Consider the following 15292-nt stretch of genomic DNA (forward strand, 5'->3'; position numbering starts at 1 on the left):
AGGATATTGGTCAGTTTTTTCAGGAAGGTGTCGCGTCGATGACGAAAAAAAGAAGTACCAGCAGCAGGCCCCACACCGCCATACCCGACAAAATATAGGGTGTAGCCATCCGCCGCTCAAACCACAGCCTGGGCCGGATACCCTTGGCAAAGAACACCAGAAGGCCGGAAAGGTTCACGCAAACGACGTTAACAATCAGGAGAAGAAGCGCGCCATTTGCCAACTGCCACTGTTTGATTCCGAGCATAAACCCAAAGGTTGCGGCAGGCGGTAAAAGTGCAACCGCAACCATCACCCCGACCAGTGTCATTGAAAGCCCGGATGTCAGCGACAAGACACCCGCGATACCGCTTGCAGCCGCCAAGGCCATGCCGCCAAGGCCCACTTCCGTGCGGCTGAGGAGCTCGCGGCTTTCTGGCAGCTCGCCCCAAATCACACCCACGATAGCCGCCATAGCCACAGCAAGGGACATACCGACAAAGGCGGTTGTGAAGGCTTCGCTCATTAGTTTCTTGTCGCCAAGGGAGGTGCCGAAAGCGAATGCAAGGTTCGGCCCCAGAAGCGGGGCGATCACCATGGCGCCGATTACGACAGCCACATTGTCCTGCACAAGGCCGATCAGCGCCACGATGGTCGACAACAGCGTCAGCACCGTATAGCCGCTGTCAAGATGGGCGCCCTGGCGCATCTTTATCATTAGCTCTTCGCGGGTGTCGCCTGCTTCACGCGCTTCCACGTCAGGCAAAGTGGCTTCAACCGGCATGATATTGATCCGCGCCCGGCTTGAGGTCCCCAGTAGCTTCTGGATATCGTCAATGACCTTCTGGCGTTCGCCTGCCCGTGTTAGCAAGTGATATTGGACATGATCATCTTCAAGCTCAGCAGCCCGTTCACAGCTTATAACGCTGTTGGCGCTGGCGATCTTCCTGATCTGCGCTTCGGCCGCAACCGGCACCGTGACATGCAACATCTTGAGCGGCATAGCTTTTCTCCCCTAAGGGTAAAAGCCTAGCGAAGGGATGCTATGCAGGCAAGAAGCTTATTGCTCGGCTTCCTTCGCCTGCCGCTCGGCGATCCGGCGCTCAAGATCATCAAGAGCCACTAGCGCCGCGTCGACTTGTTCCAGCCCTCTCACCTTTGCTGCCAGCAACCAAAACCGGGATTGTTTGAGGTCCCGATCCAGCTTGGTTCCAGCCGCATAAAGCAGTCCAAGATGATATTGCGCAACAGGCGTTCCGTAATCTAGCAAAGGGAGGCACAGTTTCTGACCTGAAATACCCGTAAAGACTTCATCCACTTCTTCGCAGAGCGGCCCATCCAAAGCGCCTGCCGCTCGCTCATACCATTCTACGGCGAACGAAATATCTTCGGGCGAAGATACTTTGAATTCATGATGCCTGCCAATAAGGTACATCGCCACGACGTCATTATCGGCAGCGCGGCACTGCAAGGCTTCAACGTGATCTTCTCCAAGGCGCTCGGCTAGAAGCTGGCACTCACCCTTCGGCGGGGGTGGCAATCCCTTTCCGTATCGCTTGATATAAGACGCCTTTGGAATGCCAAGGGGGTGAGCTACTTGCTGGGCTGCGCCAACCATGCCGCTAAAAGCAAAACAAGATACAATGTAAACCGCGATTATCCGCATCAGGCCCCCTACGCGCCGATATGTGTGAGCCATTCGTCTTCGGTCATGACACGCACGCCCAGTTCTTCGGCTTTCTTTAGCTTTGAGCCCGCGCCCGGGCCAGCCACAACGATATCGGTTTTCTTGGAAACGGACCCCGCCACCTTGGCACCGAGAGACTCGGCCTTTGCCTTGGCCTCATTGCGGGTCATCTTTTCAAGACTACCGGTAAAGACCACTGTCAGGCCCGATACCGGGCTGTCGGTCGCCTGCGCCTCCACTTCACGCACATTAAGCGCATCCAAAAGCCGGTGCAGCACTGCGCGATTGCGCTCTTCCAGATAAAAGTCAGCAAGGCTCAGCACCACATCGCCGCCGATGCCGTCGATATCCGTCAGTTCGCTGTTGTGTGCCCGCAAGGCCCGCAGCCCTTCATTTGAAAGGTTGACACCTTCAAGCCCCGCCACTGTGCGCAGCCGGCTGACGCGGATATTTTCCGCCTTCAATGTCCCTGCATCAATGCGGGCAAGCCGCGCGGCCACAAGGCCAATAAAGCCTTCGCCAGCCACGAACAGGTCTGTCGGCTGCAGCGCGGCCTCAAAATCCTTCAGGTGTCCGAAGGCCAGCAAACAATAGTTGATGGCGCTGACCTCATGGGCGGAAAGCCCCTTGGCGGTCAAGCCGTTCATCAGCTCTAGCCCGCGCGCCAGATAAGCCACCATCGCATCCGGCGTGCCGAAATTGCGGGCCAGCAGCTTGGCGGTCTCTGCGCCGATACCCGGAATGCCAAGGCCGAAGATCACGCGGTAGAAATCAATGTCCCGGCGCTCCTCGATCGCGGCCATCAGGTTGGAAACGGAAAGGTCTCCCCATCCTTCCCATTTCTGCATAGCGCCGCCCTCGGCTTCGTTCTTTTCCGCGAGTTTGAAAATATCGGCGGGCTCGGCGATCCACTTGCGCTCGAACAGCTGTTCCACCTGTTTGGCGCCAAGACCTTCAATGTCGAAGGCGCCACGCGAGACGAAATGGCGCAGGCGCTCCACCTGCTGGGCAGAACATACCAGCCCACCCGTGCAGCGGATAACCACATCATCGTCCGACGCTTCGGCGTGAGAGCCGCACACCGGGCAGTTTTCCGGGAACTCAAACGGCACAGCATCCACTGGGCGCTGTTCCAGCACAACAGACACAACTTGCGGGATCACGTCCCCTGCCCGCTGGATAACGACCGTATCGCCAATACGGGCGTCAAGGCGGGCGATCTCGTCCCTGTTGTGCAGGGTGGCGTTGGAGACCACCACACCGCCTACTGTGACAGGCTCCAGCTTGGCCACGGGCGTCAGGGCGCCAGTGCGGCCAACCTGGATATCGATATCCCGCAGGATGGTCATAGCCTTTTCAGCCGGGAACTTGTGCGCAATGGCCCAGCGCGGGGCACGTGCCACCATGCCAAGGCGGTCCTGCAGCGCCAGGTCATCAACCTTATAGACAACGCCGTCGATATCGTAATCGAGGGTTGGTCGCTCAACTTCAATCTTGTGATAATGCTCAACCGCGCTGTCCGCACCATCACACAGCACCATCAGCGGGTTCACGTCGAAACCCCAGGATTTGAAGAGCTCAATCATACCCATCTGGCTGCCGGACGGCATCTCGGATACCTCACCCCAGGCATAGGCGAAGAATTTTAGTGGGCGCGAGGCGGTAATGCTGCTGTCAAGCTGGCGCAAAGAACCCGCGGCGGCATTCCGCGGGTTCGCGAACACTTTGGCGCCTTTTCCTTCCTGCGCCTTGTTGAGCGCGAGGAAATCTTCCTTGCCCATATAAACTTCGCCGCGCACCTCAAGGACATCGGGCCAGCCCTCTCCCTGAAGTTCTTCGGGGATGCTGTCCAGCGTGCGGGCGTTGGTGGTGACATTTTCGCCCACCGTGCCGTCGCCGCGCGTGGCTGCTTGCACTAACTTTCCCTGTTCGTACCGGAGTGCCAATGAGAGGCCATCAATCTTGGGTTCGGCTGTCAGCGCCACAGGAACATTGTCCCCCACGCCTAGGAAACGCCGCACCCTGCCCACAAATTCGCGCACATCGTCATCGTTGAAGGCGTTATCGAGCGAAAGCATGGGCTTTGCATGCTTGATCTTCTCGAACTTGCTGGCCCGGACAGTTGCGCCCACGCGCTTTGATGGGCTGTCCTTCCGCACCAGATGCGGGAACTGGGCCTCAATCTCGTCATTGCGGCGCCTGAGGGCATCATAGTCCGCGTCGGAAATCTTTGGGGCGTCCTCGCCGTGATACAGGCGGTCGTGGGTGGCGATCTCCATCGCCAGCTGCGCCAGCTCGCGGCGCGCTTGATCCTCCGTCAAATCCTTGGCGGGTACTGTAAACAAATCAGCCATCAATTATCCATCGATATGCAAAAGTTGGTCTGCGGCCGCGCGGGCTGCATCGGTAATCACATTGCCGGCCAGCATACGGGCGATTTCCTCCCGCCGGGCCTCGTCTTCAAGGGCAACCACATCGGTACGGGTTTCCGCTCCATGGTCGCCTTTGGAAATCTGGAATTGGCGGTTGCCACGTGCGGCCACCTGCGGGCTGTGGGTCACAACCAGCACCTGCGCGCTATCGGACAGGCGGCGAAGGCGCTCGCCCACGGCACTGGCAGTCGCACCACCAATGCCCTTGTCAACTTCATCGAACACCATCACCGGTGTGCTGGAGCCACGCGCTAAAACAACCTTAAGCGCCAGGATGAAGCGCGCCAGCTCACCGCCCGATGCGATCTTGACCAGTGCGCCAAAGGGCGTGCCTGCGTTGGTTTTCACTTCAAAGCTTACCCGGTCTGCGCCCTGCGCCGTCCAATCACTTTCCGGCAGGGTCTCCACCGCCGTGCGGAACTGGGCGTTCTCAAGCTTCAGGGGCGGCAATTCCGCCATCACCAGGGCATCAAGTTCCAAAGCTGCGGCCTTGCGCTTGGCGCTCAGGGTCTCCACCGCCGCGGTCATGGCCTTGCGGGCAGCAGCCACGCGGGCGCGGGCCTCAGCCACCATCTCATCCCCCGCACTTACGGCTGCATATCGGGTTTTCAGGTTTTCAAGCAGCGCAGGAAGCTCGTCAGGCTGGCAATTGTGCTTGCGCGCGAGGCGGCGGATCTCAAACAGGCGCTCTTCCGTCCGCTCCAACTCATGCGGGTCGAAATCAAGGTCTTGCGCCAGCCGATCCAGCGCTGCCATGCCTTCGCCAAGCTCAATCGCCGCGCGGTCCAGCGCTTCGATTACGGGGGCCAGCAGCTCACCGGCTGCGCCTTCCGTGCGCTCCATGCGCCGAAGCACGCCGCGCACGGTTGCATCCACGCCGCCGTCCGAAGCCAGATCGTCCTGATAGGTCTTCAGGTCATCGGCCAGCTTTTCGCCCTGCATCATAAGTGTGCGGCGCTCCGCCAGTGCCTCTTCTTCGCCTTCTTCAAGGCCCAACGTATCCAACTCGGCCACTGCATGCTCAAGGAACTCCTCGTCCGCCTTGGCGTTCGCCAGCATTTCTTCCGCATCCATCAGCGCCTTTGACGCGTCGCGAAGTTCGCTGTGCGCGCCAGCAACAGCCTTCATCTCCGCGCCATAGTCGCCAAAATTATCAAGAAGAGCACGGTGCCCTGCACTGTCCAGCAAGCCGCGGTCATCGTGCTGGCCATGCACTTCCACCAAGAGCGCGCCAACATCCGAAAGGAGCCCCTGCCCGATCGGCTGGTCGTTCGCCCAGGCTTTGCTGCGACCATCTGCGGTGATCTGGCGCCGGAGGATGATTTCCCCGTCGCCGCCATCGAGCCCTTGATCCTCAAGAAGCAAACAGGCCGGATGGCTTGCTGCCACGGAAAAGGCCGCCGAAACCATGCCTTTTTCCTGGCCTTGGCGCACAAGGGCCCGGTCTGCCCGCGCGCCGGTCGCAAGGCCAAGGCTGTCCAAAAGGATGGACTTGCCCGCACCGGTTTCACCGGTCAAAACCGTAAGGCCCGCCGAAAAGGACAGGGTCAGCTTTTCGATTAATACAATGTCACGAATGCTGAGACTGGTCAGCATCGCGCTCTCCCCTTAATTGGCCGATTCCCTTAGAATGGCCAGAGTTTACCCAACCAGGAGCCGCTCTTACCTTCTGGCCTCATATCCTTGCCGCTCAGGAGCGCATAGCTGTAGCGATACCATTTGCTGCCAGGATAGTTGTGGCCCAGAACGGCGGCCGCCATTTTGGCTTCGTCGTAGACACCAAGCGCCAGATATGATTCTACAAGGCGGTGTAACGCCTCCGGCGTGTGGCTGGTGGTCTGGTAATTCTGGATGACATTGCGGAAACGCATGGTGGCCGCCAGATACTCCTGCCGCTTCATATAGAAGCGACCAACCTTCATATCCTTGCCCGCAAGGTGATCAAGTGTCAGGTCCAGTTTCAGCCGTGCGTCCCGCGCATATTCGGTGTCCGGGAAACGCCGGATAACTTCGGTCAGCGATGCTTGGGCCTTAAGCGTCTGCGCCTGGTCACGACCGACGTCTGAAATCTGTTCATAGTGGCTCAACGCAATCAGATAATAGGCGTAAGGTGCCGACCGGTTGCCTGGGTGCAGTTGGAGGAAGCGTTCAGCCGCCAGAACCGCATCATCATAATTGTTGGTCTGATAGTGCGCGTATGCGGCCATAAGCTGCGCCCGCCGTGCCCACACCGAATAAGGGTGCTGGCGCTCCACTTCATCGAACGCCGCAGCCGCCAGACGGAAACGCTTCTTCTTCAGGTTGTCCTGGCCAAGGTTGTAAAGAACCTCAACATCTCGCGCGACATATACGTCTTCTTCATCTTTGGAACTACACGCAGCAACACTGATAAGCGCGACGCCCAGAATAGATGTTTTCAGCCAATTTGCTGCCATGTCAGTACCTTACTCCCGCACATCTGAAATGCATGCTTGCAATTCTTGCATAAGATTTCTAGTCTCAGCCTAATGCAACCATTAGTATATTTTCAACAATCACTGAAAGGTAATTCCCACCCATCAATTCAGCGTAGGCGAATTCTCTAGCACAGGAAGCCGCAAGCGCCAACGGGGAATAGCCCTTTCAAGAGCGAAGGAGACTCTATGGCGCCGCAAAGTGACGAAATTGAGGACAAGCAGGGTGGCTTGTCGGCGCGCAAGGCCGACCTGATTGACAAGCATGTCGGCAGGCGCCTTCGGGACCGCCGTCGAGCACTTGAACTCAGCCAGCAGGACATTGCCAATATCCTTGGCATCTCCTACCAGCAGGTACAAAAATATGAAAGCGGCCAGAACCGTGTCAGCGCCGGTCGGCTTTATCTTCTTGCACATATCCTGCAAACAAAAGTGTCCGATTTTTATGAGGGACTACCGGCGGGAGATGAAATCCTGAGCGGCAAGATCACGGATATGGACCTGATCATTCCAGAGCTTGAGACGCTCCCGAACGTGAATGTCCGGGATGCGCTCAGCGATCTGGTCCGCGCGATAAAGGACTCAAAAATCATGACCTCTTGAGGTCAGGACTACACGCAACCGGGGGTCGGGGAGCCCGCTCAGGCTTCCCCTTTTACAAGCGCGTCATAATCAAGCATCAGCGCTTTCGTGATATCACCAACTTCAAAGTTATATGGACCGATCTCGGAAAGTGGCGTCACTTCGGCTGCGGAACCTGTAAGGAATGCCTGCTCGAAGCCCTCCATTTCTTCCGGCATGATAGCGCGCTCGATCACCTTGATCTGGCGCTTTTTCGCAAGCTCGATCACTGTCTGGCGGGTTATGCCGTTCAGGAAACAGTCAGGCGTTGGCGTATGCAGGTCTCCGTCCTTGACGAAGAAGATGTTGGCCCCGGTAGCTTCCGCCACTTGACCGCGATAATCATACATCAGCGCATCATCAAAGCCTTTGGCTTCGGCTGCGTGCTTGCTCATGGTGCAGATCATGTAAAGGCCGGATGCCTTGGCATGTACAGGCGCCGTGTCAGCCGCCGGACGCCGCCACTTGGAAATATCCAGTCGCAGGCCTTTCATGCGAGCCTCCGGAGAGAAATAGGAAGGCCACTCCCATACGGCAATAGCGGCATGGATGGTATTGTTCTGAGCTGCAACGCCCATCATTTCACTGCCGCGCCACACGACCGGACGGCAATAGGCATCTACCAGATTATTCTTGTCCAAAAGCTCCATACAGGCATCATTGATCTGGTCCTGCGTGTAGGGAATTTTATAGCCCAGCATTTCAGCAGACTTGAAAAGACGCTCGGTATGTTCTTTAAGTTTGAATATCTTACCGTTATAGGCCCGCTGTCCCTCAAAGACCGCGCCGCCATAATGCAGGGCATGGGTTAACACATGGGCGGTACAATCGCGCCAGGGACGGTATTCACCGTCCATCCAGATCCAACCATCGCGGTCATCATAAGGGGCAGATGCCATTTTTGTTCTCCACAGACACGAAACAAATAAGATTATGTCGCTTTTTACTTGATCGATGTAACATTCTGTCGATATTATGTCAACATCACTGACATATATCGCTTATCAGGCTTATGCAAAGAAAATTACCACATTCGAACCTTTATTTACGTGAAGAAGAACTCCGGCGCGGTATTGAGCTTTTGTATTTCGCCTATCGCGATTTTACACGCGACCCGGACAATATTCTGGCAGACTCAAGCTTTGGCCGGGCGCATCACCGCGTGCTCTATTTCGTTGGCCGCAACCCTGGCACAACAGTCTCGGGCCTCCTCAGTCTCCTGCGGATCACCAAGCAGAGCCTGTCACGGGTCTTGGGCCAACTTGTCGAAGAAGGCTATGTGGACCAGGTATCAGGCGTCGAGGACCGTCGCCAACGGCTTCTTTACCTGACGGACAAAGGCAAGGCGTTCGAAAAAGAACTGTTTGAAACCCAGCGTCAGCGCGTGGCCGAGGCTTATAAAAAGGCCGGGCCCGAAGCAGTCGCAGGCTTTTGGGAAGTTCTTCTGAACATCGTGAATGAAGACGAGCGCGAAGCCGTTCTGCGGCAGATTGAAAAATAAAGCCCCCCCCCGAATGAACCGACATCTTGCCCGCCCCGTAGCTATTAATTGAAAAATAACGGGTTTGCCTCACGATAGACTGGGCAATGTCGTAGCAACGGGATCAATATGTTCGAGCCACCGGGTGAATTTGCTCCATTCATAAAGGCTTGGCGGGGGCTACCCCGCAGGGCGCATTCATTTTTGCCCCATAAAAAGGATATCAGCCCTGTCCTCTTTGGCGAATTCCTGCACCTTGTCTGCATCACCGAGTTCCTGGCCCCTAGAAACATGACGATCCGATTTGCCGGCAGCGAATTCGAACGACTAGCAGGCTTTGGCTCTGAGCTTGAAAATTACTATGACATCTTGCCGGAGAGATTCCTGGCCGCGACCGAAAGATTTCATGACCTGATCCAGACCACCCCCTGCGGCGCCTATGTCAGTGATGTCATAACTGCGGCATCAGGCAGTCGATACGTCCATGATACAGTTCACTTGCCCCTGGTGAACGACGAAGGTGCTGTTCGCTACCTGCTGGTCTATGGCGTAGGCCGCAAGCCCTATGGAGACCTTTCACCACGGTCAACTGGCAACCACAACGAATCCAACATCAAGGAACTATTTTATATGGATGTCGGTAATGGAGCACCGCGCGAGCATGTCGCCGACTTTCAGTTCAGCGCTGCCTGAATATACAAACGCCCCCTTAAGCTGATCCGCAGCCCGGCATCGTTCGTATCAAATTGAACTTGAGGCCACATCATGCGATGATAGGCCTGACTTGCACGAGGGGTCCTGCATGAACATCCTACCTGAGTCTTTTCTGCCGTTCACTGAACGGTGGTTACAGCTGCCGCGCGAAGCACACCCGTTGCTGCCCCGCCGGTCTGACCTGTCACCCATGAGGTTCGGTAAGTTTCTGCCGCAGATTTGCGTAACTGAGATGATAGGCAAAATGAACCTGCCTATCCGTTATGCTGGAAGCGCCTTTGAGCGTGCAGCAGGCTACCCCCTGAACGGCGTCAATTATTATGACCTCCTGCCCGATCAGTTCAGGAAATCCGTCGCTGCTTTCCATGACTATATCGTGGACACACCTTGCGGTGCTTTTGTAAGGGACATTATCTCGACCAACAGCGGTAGCCGCTACCTGCATGAAACGCTGCACCTCCCCCTGGCCGATGACGCCGGGAAGGTTCGGTATGTCATGGCTTATGGCCTCGGCCGGAAAGCCATTGACGACAGAGGCATGCGCCCCCTTGAAGACCAGAGCGACGATCACATCAAAGACTTGCGGTACCTTGACCTAGGCGCAGGCGCCCCTGCCGCCTACATAGAGAATTTCATCTTCCACAGAAATAGTACGAACAAAGACGCGGAAAGATTGACCTTGCAAGACGTCGCAAAATGGACAAGTTAGTCACTATGAGCAAGATCGACGAACGCCTCATCAAGGGCTATCAAAATTTCAGGGATACGGTTTTCGAGAGTGACCGCGCCCTTTATGAAGAACTGGCCACATCGGGCCAGAGGCCTCACACATTGATGATTGCCTGTTCCGACAGCCGTGTCCTGCCCCAGCAGATATTGTCTGCCGGCCCGGGCGACCTCTTTGTTGTCCGTAACGTGGCGGCCATGGTGCCCCCCTATGAAAAAGACAGCGGCTATCACGGTACATCTGCAGCCATCGAATTTGCCGTTACCGTGCTTGAAGTGGACAATATCGTTGTCATGGGACACGCCGGATGTGGCGGCGTCGCCAGCGTTATCGACCACAGCATGCCAACCGACAGTTTTGTCCATAACTGGATGCGCCCCCTTAGGGAATGGCTGCGCACCCATGAAGACTTCGACGAGCGGAATGAGACCGAAAGCAAGCGCATGCTGGAGCGCGCAGCCGTGCACCTGAGCCTGCAGAACCTCAAGAGCTTCCCCTTCGTGCGCGAGCGCGTGGACGCAGGCACGCTATCCGTCGTCGGCTTTATTTTCGACATCCACAACGGGGACCTATCGGAGGTTCGGGCAAAGCAGAAAATCACACTTGATGTGGAAACCATTGGCTAGCTATGGCCAGCGAAACGCAACAATCCATTACCAAATGGGCTGAGGAGACCTTCGGCCCGGTCTCTGACCAAACTGTCCTTGTGCGCAGGGCAAAGGTTGAGCTTGATGAACTGCTGGAAGCTACGGCCCAGGGTGACAAGCGGGAAATCGGTAAGGAAACGGCGGACATCGCCATACTTCTTTACCGCCTGATGGAGCTCAATGGCCTCAACCTCACCGAAGAGGTTACGGCCAAGATGGCGGAGAACCGCGCCCGCTCCTGGCTCGCCAGTGGCGACGGCACAGGCAGCCATATAAAGCCGCAGGGAACCTAACTGTCCTCTTTCACTCGGGCCATACACTCGATCTCGACCCGAGCACCCAGCGCCAGCCCAGACGCGCCCAAAGCACTGCGTGCTGGATACCGACCAGGCTTGAAATAGGTGCGATAAACTTCGTTCATCTCCGCCCATTCGCCAATGTCTGCCAGCATCACCAGGCATTTCACCACATGATCCATGTCTGACCCGCTGGCTTCCAGCGTTGCCTTAATGTTTTCCATGGTCTGCCGGGTCTCAGGCCCGATGCCACCCGGCACCAGCATCATGGCACCTGGCTTCGCGCCCAGTTCACCAGACAGGTAAAGCATGTCACCAACCCGCACCGCTTTTGAGAACGGCAGTGTTGCCTGCTCGTCCGCCGAAGTGGCTGTAGGGGCAAACATGGCGATGAGAGCAACAGTCAGTCTGACAAATGTTTTCACAGGTTTTTATCCTTTTTTTGAAGCTGCATGGGATAGTAGCCTCGCGCATGGACCTTAACAACAGGGCCAGCCGAGCGATCATACTAGTGCGTAGAACGAGCCACCCACACATTTGCCAGGTTGGGGCTGATCCAAAAGGAATGCCGACCGAACAAGGCGGCGGTAATTCTAATATAGATGCTTAGCCAACCGGGGGAGCCATTTTCCACCTGCCTCCAGCATAGGGACTATAGATGGGGTAGTGGTCGCGCCAAGCTCGGAAATCCCTAAAAACCAGCGCAGACGCGCTTGGGCGGAAATCTTTCCTCAATCCTCCCAAGTGCCATGGAGCAGGAAAATGGTGGTACTCGCTATGGCTTACGCCAAGCATGCGACAGAAGGGCCTGCGCCAGCCAATGGGCAGCCAGTGTGAAAACGGCACGCCCGCATCATGGCTGACAAGGGGAGACAGCTGGTTTGGTGCTGTCAGCAGAACCACCCGCCGGGTAACGCGCGCGATATTGGCCACCGCCGCCCGTATGTTCTTGCGCCCCACATGCTCCAGGGTCTCTATCGAGGCGAAGACATCAACCGATTTGTCAGCGAGTGACAGGTCCTGCAATAGATCGTTCCGAAATTCGCACCGGTCCGCAACACCAAGGACGGCAGCCAACTTGCGCGACGCCTCAAGCTTCCCGGCATGCGGTTCAACAAGGATAGCGTGTTTGCCACCGGACAAAAGATACGCGAAAGCCAACCACCCAAAGCCAGCGGCACAGTCGCACAGGACCGCATCCTCGATGTGCACATGATCCCTGAGCGGCTTGACATACATTGCCGCCATATAACGCAGCGTTTCTGCAATCTTCAGGGAATTATGCTCCCTGTTATTCTGCAGTTCGACAACTTGATCGATCACAGCATGCTGGGCATCGGAAATTTCAAAATCAGGCAGATTATCCCCCTCGCACGCGCCTTAAAATGTATTTTCAACGCCATCTAATCATAACTGTTGCCCGACGACAAGCTTGCACATATTCGGCCTGTTGCAAGCCTTGGAACCCTTCTGCCCCGCGCAAAGAAAAAGGGCCGCGCAACGCGCAGCCCTTTCAGTCATTCTCTTTGGAAAGGCTTACTTCTTATAGAAGTTTTTGCCTTCCTTAACCGGCTTCCAGATCTTCTTCATGGAGAAGTACAGAACGACAACCAGGATCATCAGATACAGGAGGACGTTCAGGCCCATGTGATGGCGTGCCTCAAGCTTCGGCTCGGCCACATACATCAGGAAGTTCACAACGTCCTTAGCCATCTGCTCCTGCGTTGCTGCTGTACCGTCTTCATATTCAACGATACCTTCGGCAAGCGGAGGCGCCATGGAGATGTTGCCACCTGGGAAGTATGGGTTGTAGCTCTTGCCAGCTGGTGCCTCATGGTCTGCCGGTGCATCTTGATAACCGGTCAGCAGGCTGAACAGATAGTTCGGGCCGTCATGACGGGCTTTGGCGATCAGCGACAAATCCGGAGGAACCGCACCGCCATTGGATGCCGCAGCAGCCTCTGGGTTCGGGAACGGGCTTGGGAACGCGTCCTGTGGCAGGCCCTTACGCTCTTTTGGGTCACCCGCGTCGTCCACACCGTCAACAACCGTGTATTCAGCAGCCCATGCCTTGATCATGTCGTCTTCGTAGCCCAGCTCAGCCAGGTTACGGAAACGGAAGTATTTCAGGCTGTGGCATGCGGAACAAACCTGCTGGTAAACCTGCCAGCCGCGCTGAGCGGATGCACGGTCATACGTACCGGTCGGGCCCTCGAAGGACCATTCCATTTGCATTGGATGCTTCGCAGCACCCGCGCCCATCGCAGTACCGGCAAGGCCAGCAACAGCAGTGAGGGCAATCGCGATATTCTTAACAAGTTTCATCGTCATATTCCCCTTACTCTGCAGCTTTGACTACTGGGTTCGCGATGCTCTCTGGCAGTGGCAGCGTTTTCTCGAATTTGGCGAGAAGCGGCAGCACGATCAGGAAGTGTGCGAAATAGTAGGCCGTACCGATCAGGCCGATGACAGGCCAGATGCCTTCAGGTTTCTTGCCGCCAACGATGGTCAGAACAACCATGTCGATCACCAGGAACCAGAAGAACCAGCGGAACATCGGACGGAACTTACCGGAGCGAACTTTGCTGCGGTCCAGCCAAGGCAGGAAGAACAGCACGATGATCGCTGCGAACATTGCGATAACACCCAGAAGCTTCGCGGGGATGATCACAACGTCGGTGAAAGGAATGCCGATGTCGAACGTGATGGAACGCAGGATCGCGTAGAATGGCAGGAAGTACCACTCAGGAACGATGGAACCTGGCGTTACCAGCGGATCAGCCGGAATGTAGTTGTCCGGGTGACCAAGCGCGTTCGGCATGTAGAACAGGAACAGGGCGAAGATCGCGAAGAATACAGCGGCGCCAAAAGCGTCCTTCACCGTGTAGAACGGGTGGAACGGGATCTGGTCTGCGCTGGATTTCACGTCAATACCCAGCGGGTTGCCGCTGTCGGATACCTTCTTGGCCCAGATGTGCAGGATCACAACACCGGTGATCACGAACGGCAGCAGATAGTGCAGGCTGAAGAAGCGGTTCAGCGTTGGGTTATCAACGGAGAAGCCACCCCACAGCAGGGTCACGATGCTGTCGCCCACAACCGGAATTGCAGAGAACAGGTTGGTGATCACTGTCGCACCCCAGAAGGACATCTGGCCCCATGGCAGCACGTAACCCATGAAGGCAGTTGCCATCATGAGAAGGAAAATCACCAGGCCGAGCATCCACAGTACTTCGCGTGGTGCCTTGTAGGAACCATAGTAAAGACCGCGCAGGATGTGGATATACACAGCGATGAAGAAGAAGCTTGCGCCGTTGGCGTGCATATAGCGGATCAGCCAACCATAGTTGACGTCGCGCATGATGCGCTCAACGCTGTCGAAAGCCATCAGCGTGTTCGGTGTATAGTGCATTGCAAGCACGATACCGGAGATGATCTGCACCATCAGCATCAGGCCAGCCAGGGAACCGAAGTTCCACCAGTAGTTCAGGTTACGCGGGGTTGGCGTATCAACACCCACGACGTTATTCACGAGACCGATGACCGGAAGGCGTTCTTCCAACCAGGCGGCAGCCTTGTTTTTAGGCTTTGCGTCAATCCATTCAGCCATGATTGCTCCCCTTAACCGATCTGCAACGTCGTATCATTGAGGAAGGCGTATGTTGGCACCGCAAGGTTCTTTGGTGCCGGGCCCTTCCGAATACGACCAGCCGTGTCATAGTGCGAACCGTGGCATGGGCAGAACCAGCCGCCAAAGTCGCCTTTATCTTCACCGTCGGATGTACCGACAGGTACACAGCCAAGGTGCGTACAAATGCCTGTCACCACCAACCACTCGGCGCGACCTTCTTGAACACGCTCTGCATCGGTTTGCTTGTCAACCAGCTCAGACATGTCAACGGAGCGAGCTTCCTCGATCTCCTTGGCCGTACGATGACGGATGAAAATTGGCTTACCCTGCCACATGACCTTAATGGCTTCGCCCACGCCGATGGCGCTGAGGTCTACCTCAACAGTGGCCAGGGCCAGTGTATCGGCCGCTGGATTCATCTGGTCAATGAATGGCCAGGCAGCCATAACGGCGCCTACGCCACCCAAACCGGTGGCTGCTACATGAAGAAAATCACGCCGTGTGGCGCCTTCTTCACCTTCAATTGTTTCGTTGATTGTGCTCATCTAATCTTCCCTGACAGGAACGCGATGCGAAAGGCGATCAATCGTTTGCTTCCCGAAAGTTTATGTCCAGTCGCGCGTAT

General features: G+C 56.3%; 17 protein-coding genes. 6 read left to right on the top strand and 11 right to left on the bottom strand.

The window, feature by feature from the left end; all coding sequences use genetic code 11:
• Positions 1 to 19 precede the first annotated feature (19 nt).
• The 5 genes from ACFO5Q_RS08155 to ACFO5Q_RS08175 are packed head-to-tail and all read right to left on the bottom strand — an operon-like array spanning position 20 to position 6533.
• Positions 20 to 982 carry a TIGR00341 family protein gene (locus tag ACFO5Q_RS08155; protein WP_068152330.1) on the bottom strand — a complete coding sequence of 321 codons (963 nt, stop codon included), beginning with the start codon at positions 980 to 982 and terminating at the stop codon, positions 20 to 22.
• Between the two features lie 57 nt (positions 983 to 1039).
• On the bottom strand, positions 1040 to 1645 hold the full coding sequence (locus tag ACFO5Q_RS08160) for an SEL1-like repeat protein (protein WP_068152328.1): 606 nt from the start codon (positions 1643 to 1645) through the stop codon (positions 1040 to 1042).
• Between the two features lie 8 nt (positions 1646 to 1653).
• Complete coding sequence (gene ligA / locus ACFO5Q_RS08165) at positions 1654 to 4020, bottom strand: NAD-dependent DNA ligase LigA (RefSeq protein ID WP_068152325.1); 2367 nt, start codon at positions 4018 to 4020, stop codon at positions 1654 to 1656.
• 3 nt (positions 4021 to 4023) lie between these two features.
• Positions 4024 to 5694 (bottom strand): DNA repair protein RecN, encoded by a 1671-nt coding sequence (gene recN / locus ACFO5Q_RS08170; protein ID WP_068152324.1) that lies wholly within the window; start codon positions 5692 to 5694, stop codon positions 4024 to 4026.
• 29 nt (positions 5695 to 5723) lie between these two features.
• Positions 5724 to 6533: an outer membrane protein assembly factor BamD gene (locus ACFO5Q_RS08175; protein ID WP_068152322.1), complete on the bottom strand. Its 810-nt coding sequence runs from the start codon at positions 6531 to 6533 to the stop codon at positions 5724 to 5726.
• A gap of 207 nt (positions 6534 to 6740) precedes the next feature.
• Between ACFO5Q_RS08175 and ACFO5Q_RS08180 the strand changes: the two genes are divergently transcribed.
• Positions 6741 to 7154: a helix-turn-helix domain-containing protein gene (locus tag ACFO5Q_RS08180; protein WP_068152317.1), complete on the top strand. Its 414-nt coding sequence runs from the start codon at positions 6741 to 6743 to the stop codon at positions 7152 to 7154.
• A gap of 38 nt (positions 7155 to 7192) precedes the next feature.
• Here ACFO5Q_RS08180 and ACFO5Q_RS08185 read toward each other — a convergent pair whose 3' ends face one another.
• Entirely contained in the window at positions 7193 to 8071 is an 879-nt protein-coding gene (locus ACFO5Q_RS08185) for a branched-chain amino acid aminotransferase (protein WP_068152313.1), read from the bottom strand.
• A gap of 113 nt (positions 8072 to 8184) precedes the next feature.
• Between ACFO5Q_RS08185 and ACFO5Q_RS08190 the strand changes: the two genes are divergently transcribed.
• The 5 genes from ACFO5Q_RS08190 to ACFO5Q_RS08210 all read left to right on the top strand — a co-directional run bounded on the left by ACFO5Q_RS08190 (position 8185) and on the right by ACFO5Q_RS08210 (position 11033).
• Positions 8185 to 8673, top strand: a complete 489-nt coding sequence (locus ACFO5Q_RS08190; RefSeq protein ID WP_068152311.1) for a MarR family winged helix-turn-helix transcriptional regulator — start codon at positions 8185 to 8187, stop codon at positions 8671 to 8673.
• A 108-nt stretch (positions 8674 to 8781) separates the two neighbouring features.
• On the top strand, positions 8782 to 9345 hold the full coding sequence (locus ACFO5Q_RS08195) for a PAS domain-containing protein (protein WP_269448991.1): 564 nt from the start codon (positions 8782 to 8784) through the stop codon (positions 9343 to 9345).
• Positions 9346 to 9454: 109 nt separating this feature from the next.
• Positions 9455 to 10075, top strand: coding sequence for a PAS domain-containing protein (locus tag ACFO5Q_RS08200; protein WP_068152306.1), 621 nt, complete (start codon positions 9455 to 9457; stop codon positions 10073 to 10075).
• Positions 10076 to 10080: 5 nt separating this feature from the next.
• Complete coding sequence (locus ACFO5Q_RS08205) at positions 10081 to 10719, top strand: carbonic anhydrase (RefSeq protein WP_068152303.1); 639 nt, start codon at positions 10081 to 10083, stop codon at positions 10717 to 10719.
• A gap of 2 nt (positions 10720 to 10721) precedes the next feature.
• Positions 10722 to 11033, top strand: a complete 312-nt coding sequence (locus tag ACFO5Q_RS08210) for a dATP/dGTP pyrophosphohydrolase domain-containing protein (RefSeq protein WP_068152301.1) — start codon at positions 10722 to 10724, stop codon at positions 11031 to 11033.
• On the opposite strand, the gene ACFO5Q_RS08215 is transcribed toward ACFO5Q_RS08210, so the two are convergent.
• The 5 genes from ACFO5Q_RS08215 to petA all read right to left on the bottom strand — a co-directional run bounded on the left by ACFO5Q_RS08215 (position 11030) and on the right by petA (position 15212).
• A complete protein-coding gene (locus ACFO5Q_RS08215) occupies positions 11030 to 11422 on the bottom strand; it encodes a RidA family protein (RefSeq protein WP_068152300.1) in 393 nt (130 codons plus the stop codon). The genes ACFO5Q_RS08210 and ACFO5Q_RS08215 overlap by 4 nt on opposite strands.
• A 220-nt stretch (positions 11423 to 11642) precedes the next feature.
• The gene (locus ACFO5Q_RS08220) at positions 11643 to 12359 is read right to left on the bottom strand and encodes a class I SAM-dependent methyltransferase (RefSeq protein ID WP_156432062.1); all 717 of its coding nucleotides are present in this window, start codon (positions 12357 to 12359) and stop codon (positions 11643 to 11645) included.
• Positions 12360 to 12572: 213 nt separating this feature from the next.
• On the bottom strand, positions 12573 to 13367 hold the full coding sequence (locus ACFO5Q_RS08225) for a cytochrome c1 (RefSeq protein WP_082720066.1): 795 nt from the start codon (positions 13365 to 13367) through the stop codon (positions 12573 to 12575).
• A gap of 7 nt (positions 13368 to 13374) precedes the next feature.
• Positions 13375 to 14646 carry a cytochrome b gene (locus tag ACFO5Q_RS08230; protein WP_068152291.1) on the bottom strand — a complete coding sequence of 424 codons (1272 nt, stop codon included), beginning with the start codon at positions 14644 to 14646 and terminating at the stop codon, positions 13375 to 13377.
• An 11-nt stretch (positions 14647 to 14657) separates the two neighbouring features.
• Positions 14658 to 15212, bottom strand: a complete 555-nt coding sequence (petA, locus tag ACFO5Q_RS08235) for a ubiquinol-cytochrome c reductase iron-sulfur subunit (protein ID WP_068152290.1) — start codon at positions 15210 to 15212, stop codon at positions 14658 to 14660.
• Between the last annotated feature and the right edge of the window lie 80 nt (positions 15213 to 15292).

Source organism: Kordiimonas lipolytica (genome assembly GCF_042651265.1).
In the GTDB taxonomy this organism is placed as follows: domain Bacteria; phylum Pseudomonadota; class Alphaproteobacteria; order Sphingomonadales; family Kordiimonadaceae; genus Kordiimonas; species Kordiimonas lipolytica.

Coding starts and splice junctions, on each gene's coding strand:
- ACFO5Q_RS08155 (WP_068152330.1), bottom strand. CDS start 982: ATGCCGCTCAAGATGTTGCATGTCACGGTGCCGGTTGCGGCCGAAGCG.
- ACFO5Q_RS08160 (WP_068152328.1), bottom strand. CDS start 1,645: ATGCGGATAATCGCGGTTTACATTGTATCTTGTTTTGCTTTTAGCGGC.
- ligA (WP_068152325.1), bottom strand. CDS start 4,020: ATGGCTGATTTGTTTACAGTACCCGCCAAGGATTTGACGGAGGATCAA.
- recN (WP_068152324.1), bottom strand. CDS start 5,694: ATGCTGACCAGTCTCAGCATTCGTGACATTGTATTAATCGAAAAGCTG.
- ACFO5Q_RS08175 (WP_068152322.1), bottom strand. CDS start 6,533: ATGGCAGCAAATTGGCTGAAAACATCTATTCTGGGCGTCGCGCTTATC.
- ACFO5Q_RS08180 (WP_068152317.1), top strand. CDS start 6,741: ATGGCGCCGCAAAGTGACGAAATTGAGGACAAGCAGGGTGGCTTGTCG.
- ACFO5Q_RS08185 (WP_068152313.1), bottom strand. CDS start 8,071: ATGGCATCTGCCCCTTATGATGACCGCGATGGTTGGATCTGGATGGAC.
- ACFO5Q_RS08190 (WP_068152311.1), top strand. CDS start 8,185: ATGCAAAGAAAATTACCACATTCGAACCTTTATTTACGTGAAGAAGAA.
- ACFO5Q_RS08195 (WP_269448991.1), top strand. CDS start 8,782: ATGTTCGAGCCACCGGGTGAATTTGCTCCATTCATAAAGGCTTGGCGG.
- ACFO5Q_RS08200 (WP_068152306.1), top strand. CDS start 9,455: ATGAACATCCTACCTGAGTCTTTTCTGCCGTTCACTGAACGGTGGTTA.
- ACFO5Q_RS08205 (WP_068152303.1), top strand. CDS start 10,081: ATGAGCAAGATCGACGAACGCCTCATCAAGGGCTATCAAAATTTCAGG.
- ACFO5Q_RS08210 (WP_068152301.1), top strand. CDS start 10,722: ATGGCCAGCGAAACGCAACAATCCATTACCAAATGGGCTGAGGAGACC.
- ACFO5Q_RS08215 (WP_068152300.1), bottom strand. CDS start 11,422: ATGTTTGCCCCTACAGCCACTTCGGCGGACGAGCAGGCAACACTGCCG.
- ACFO5Q_RS08225 (WP_082720066.1), bottom strand. CDS start 13,367: ATGACGATGAAACTTGTTAAGAATATCGCGATTGCCCTCACTGCTGTT.
- ACFO5Q_RS08230 (WP_068152291.1), bottom strand. CDS start 14,646: ATGGCTGAATGGATTGACGCAAAGCCTAAAAACAAGGCTGCCGCCTGG.
- petA (WP_068152290.1), bottom strand. CDS start 15,212: ATGAGCACAATCAACGAAACAATTGAAGGTGAAGAAGGCGCCACACGG.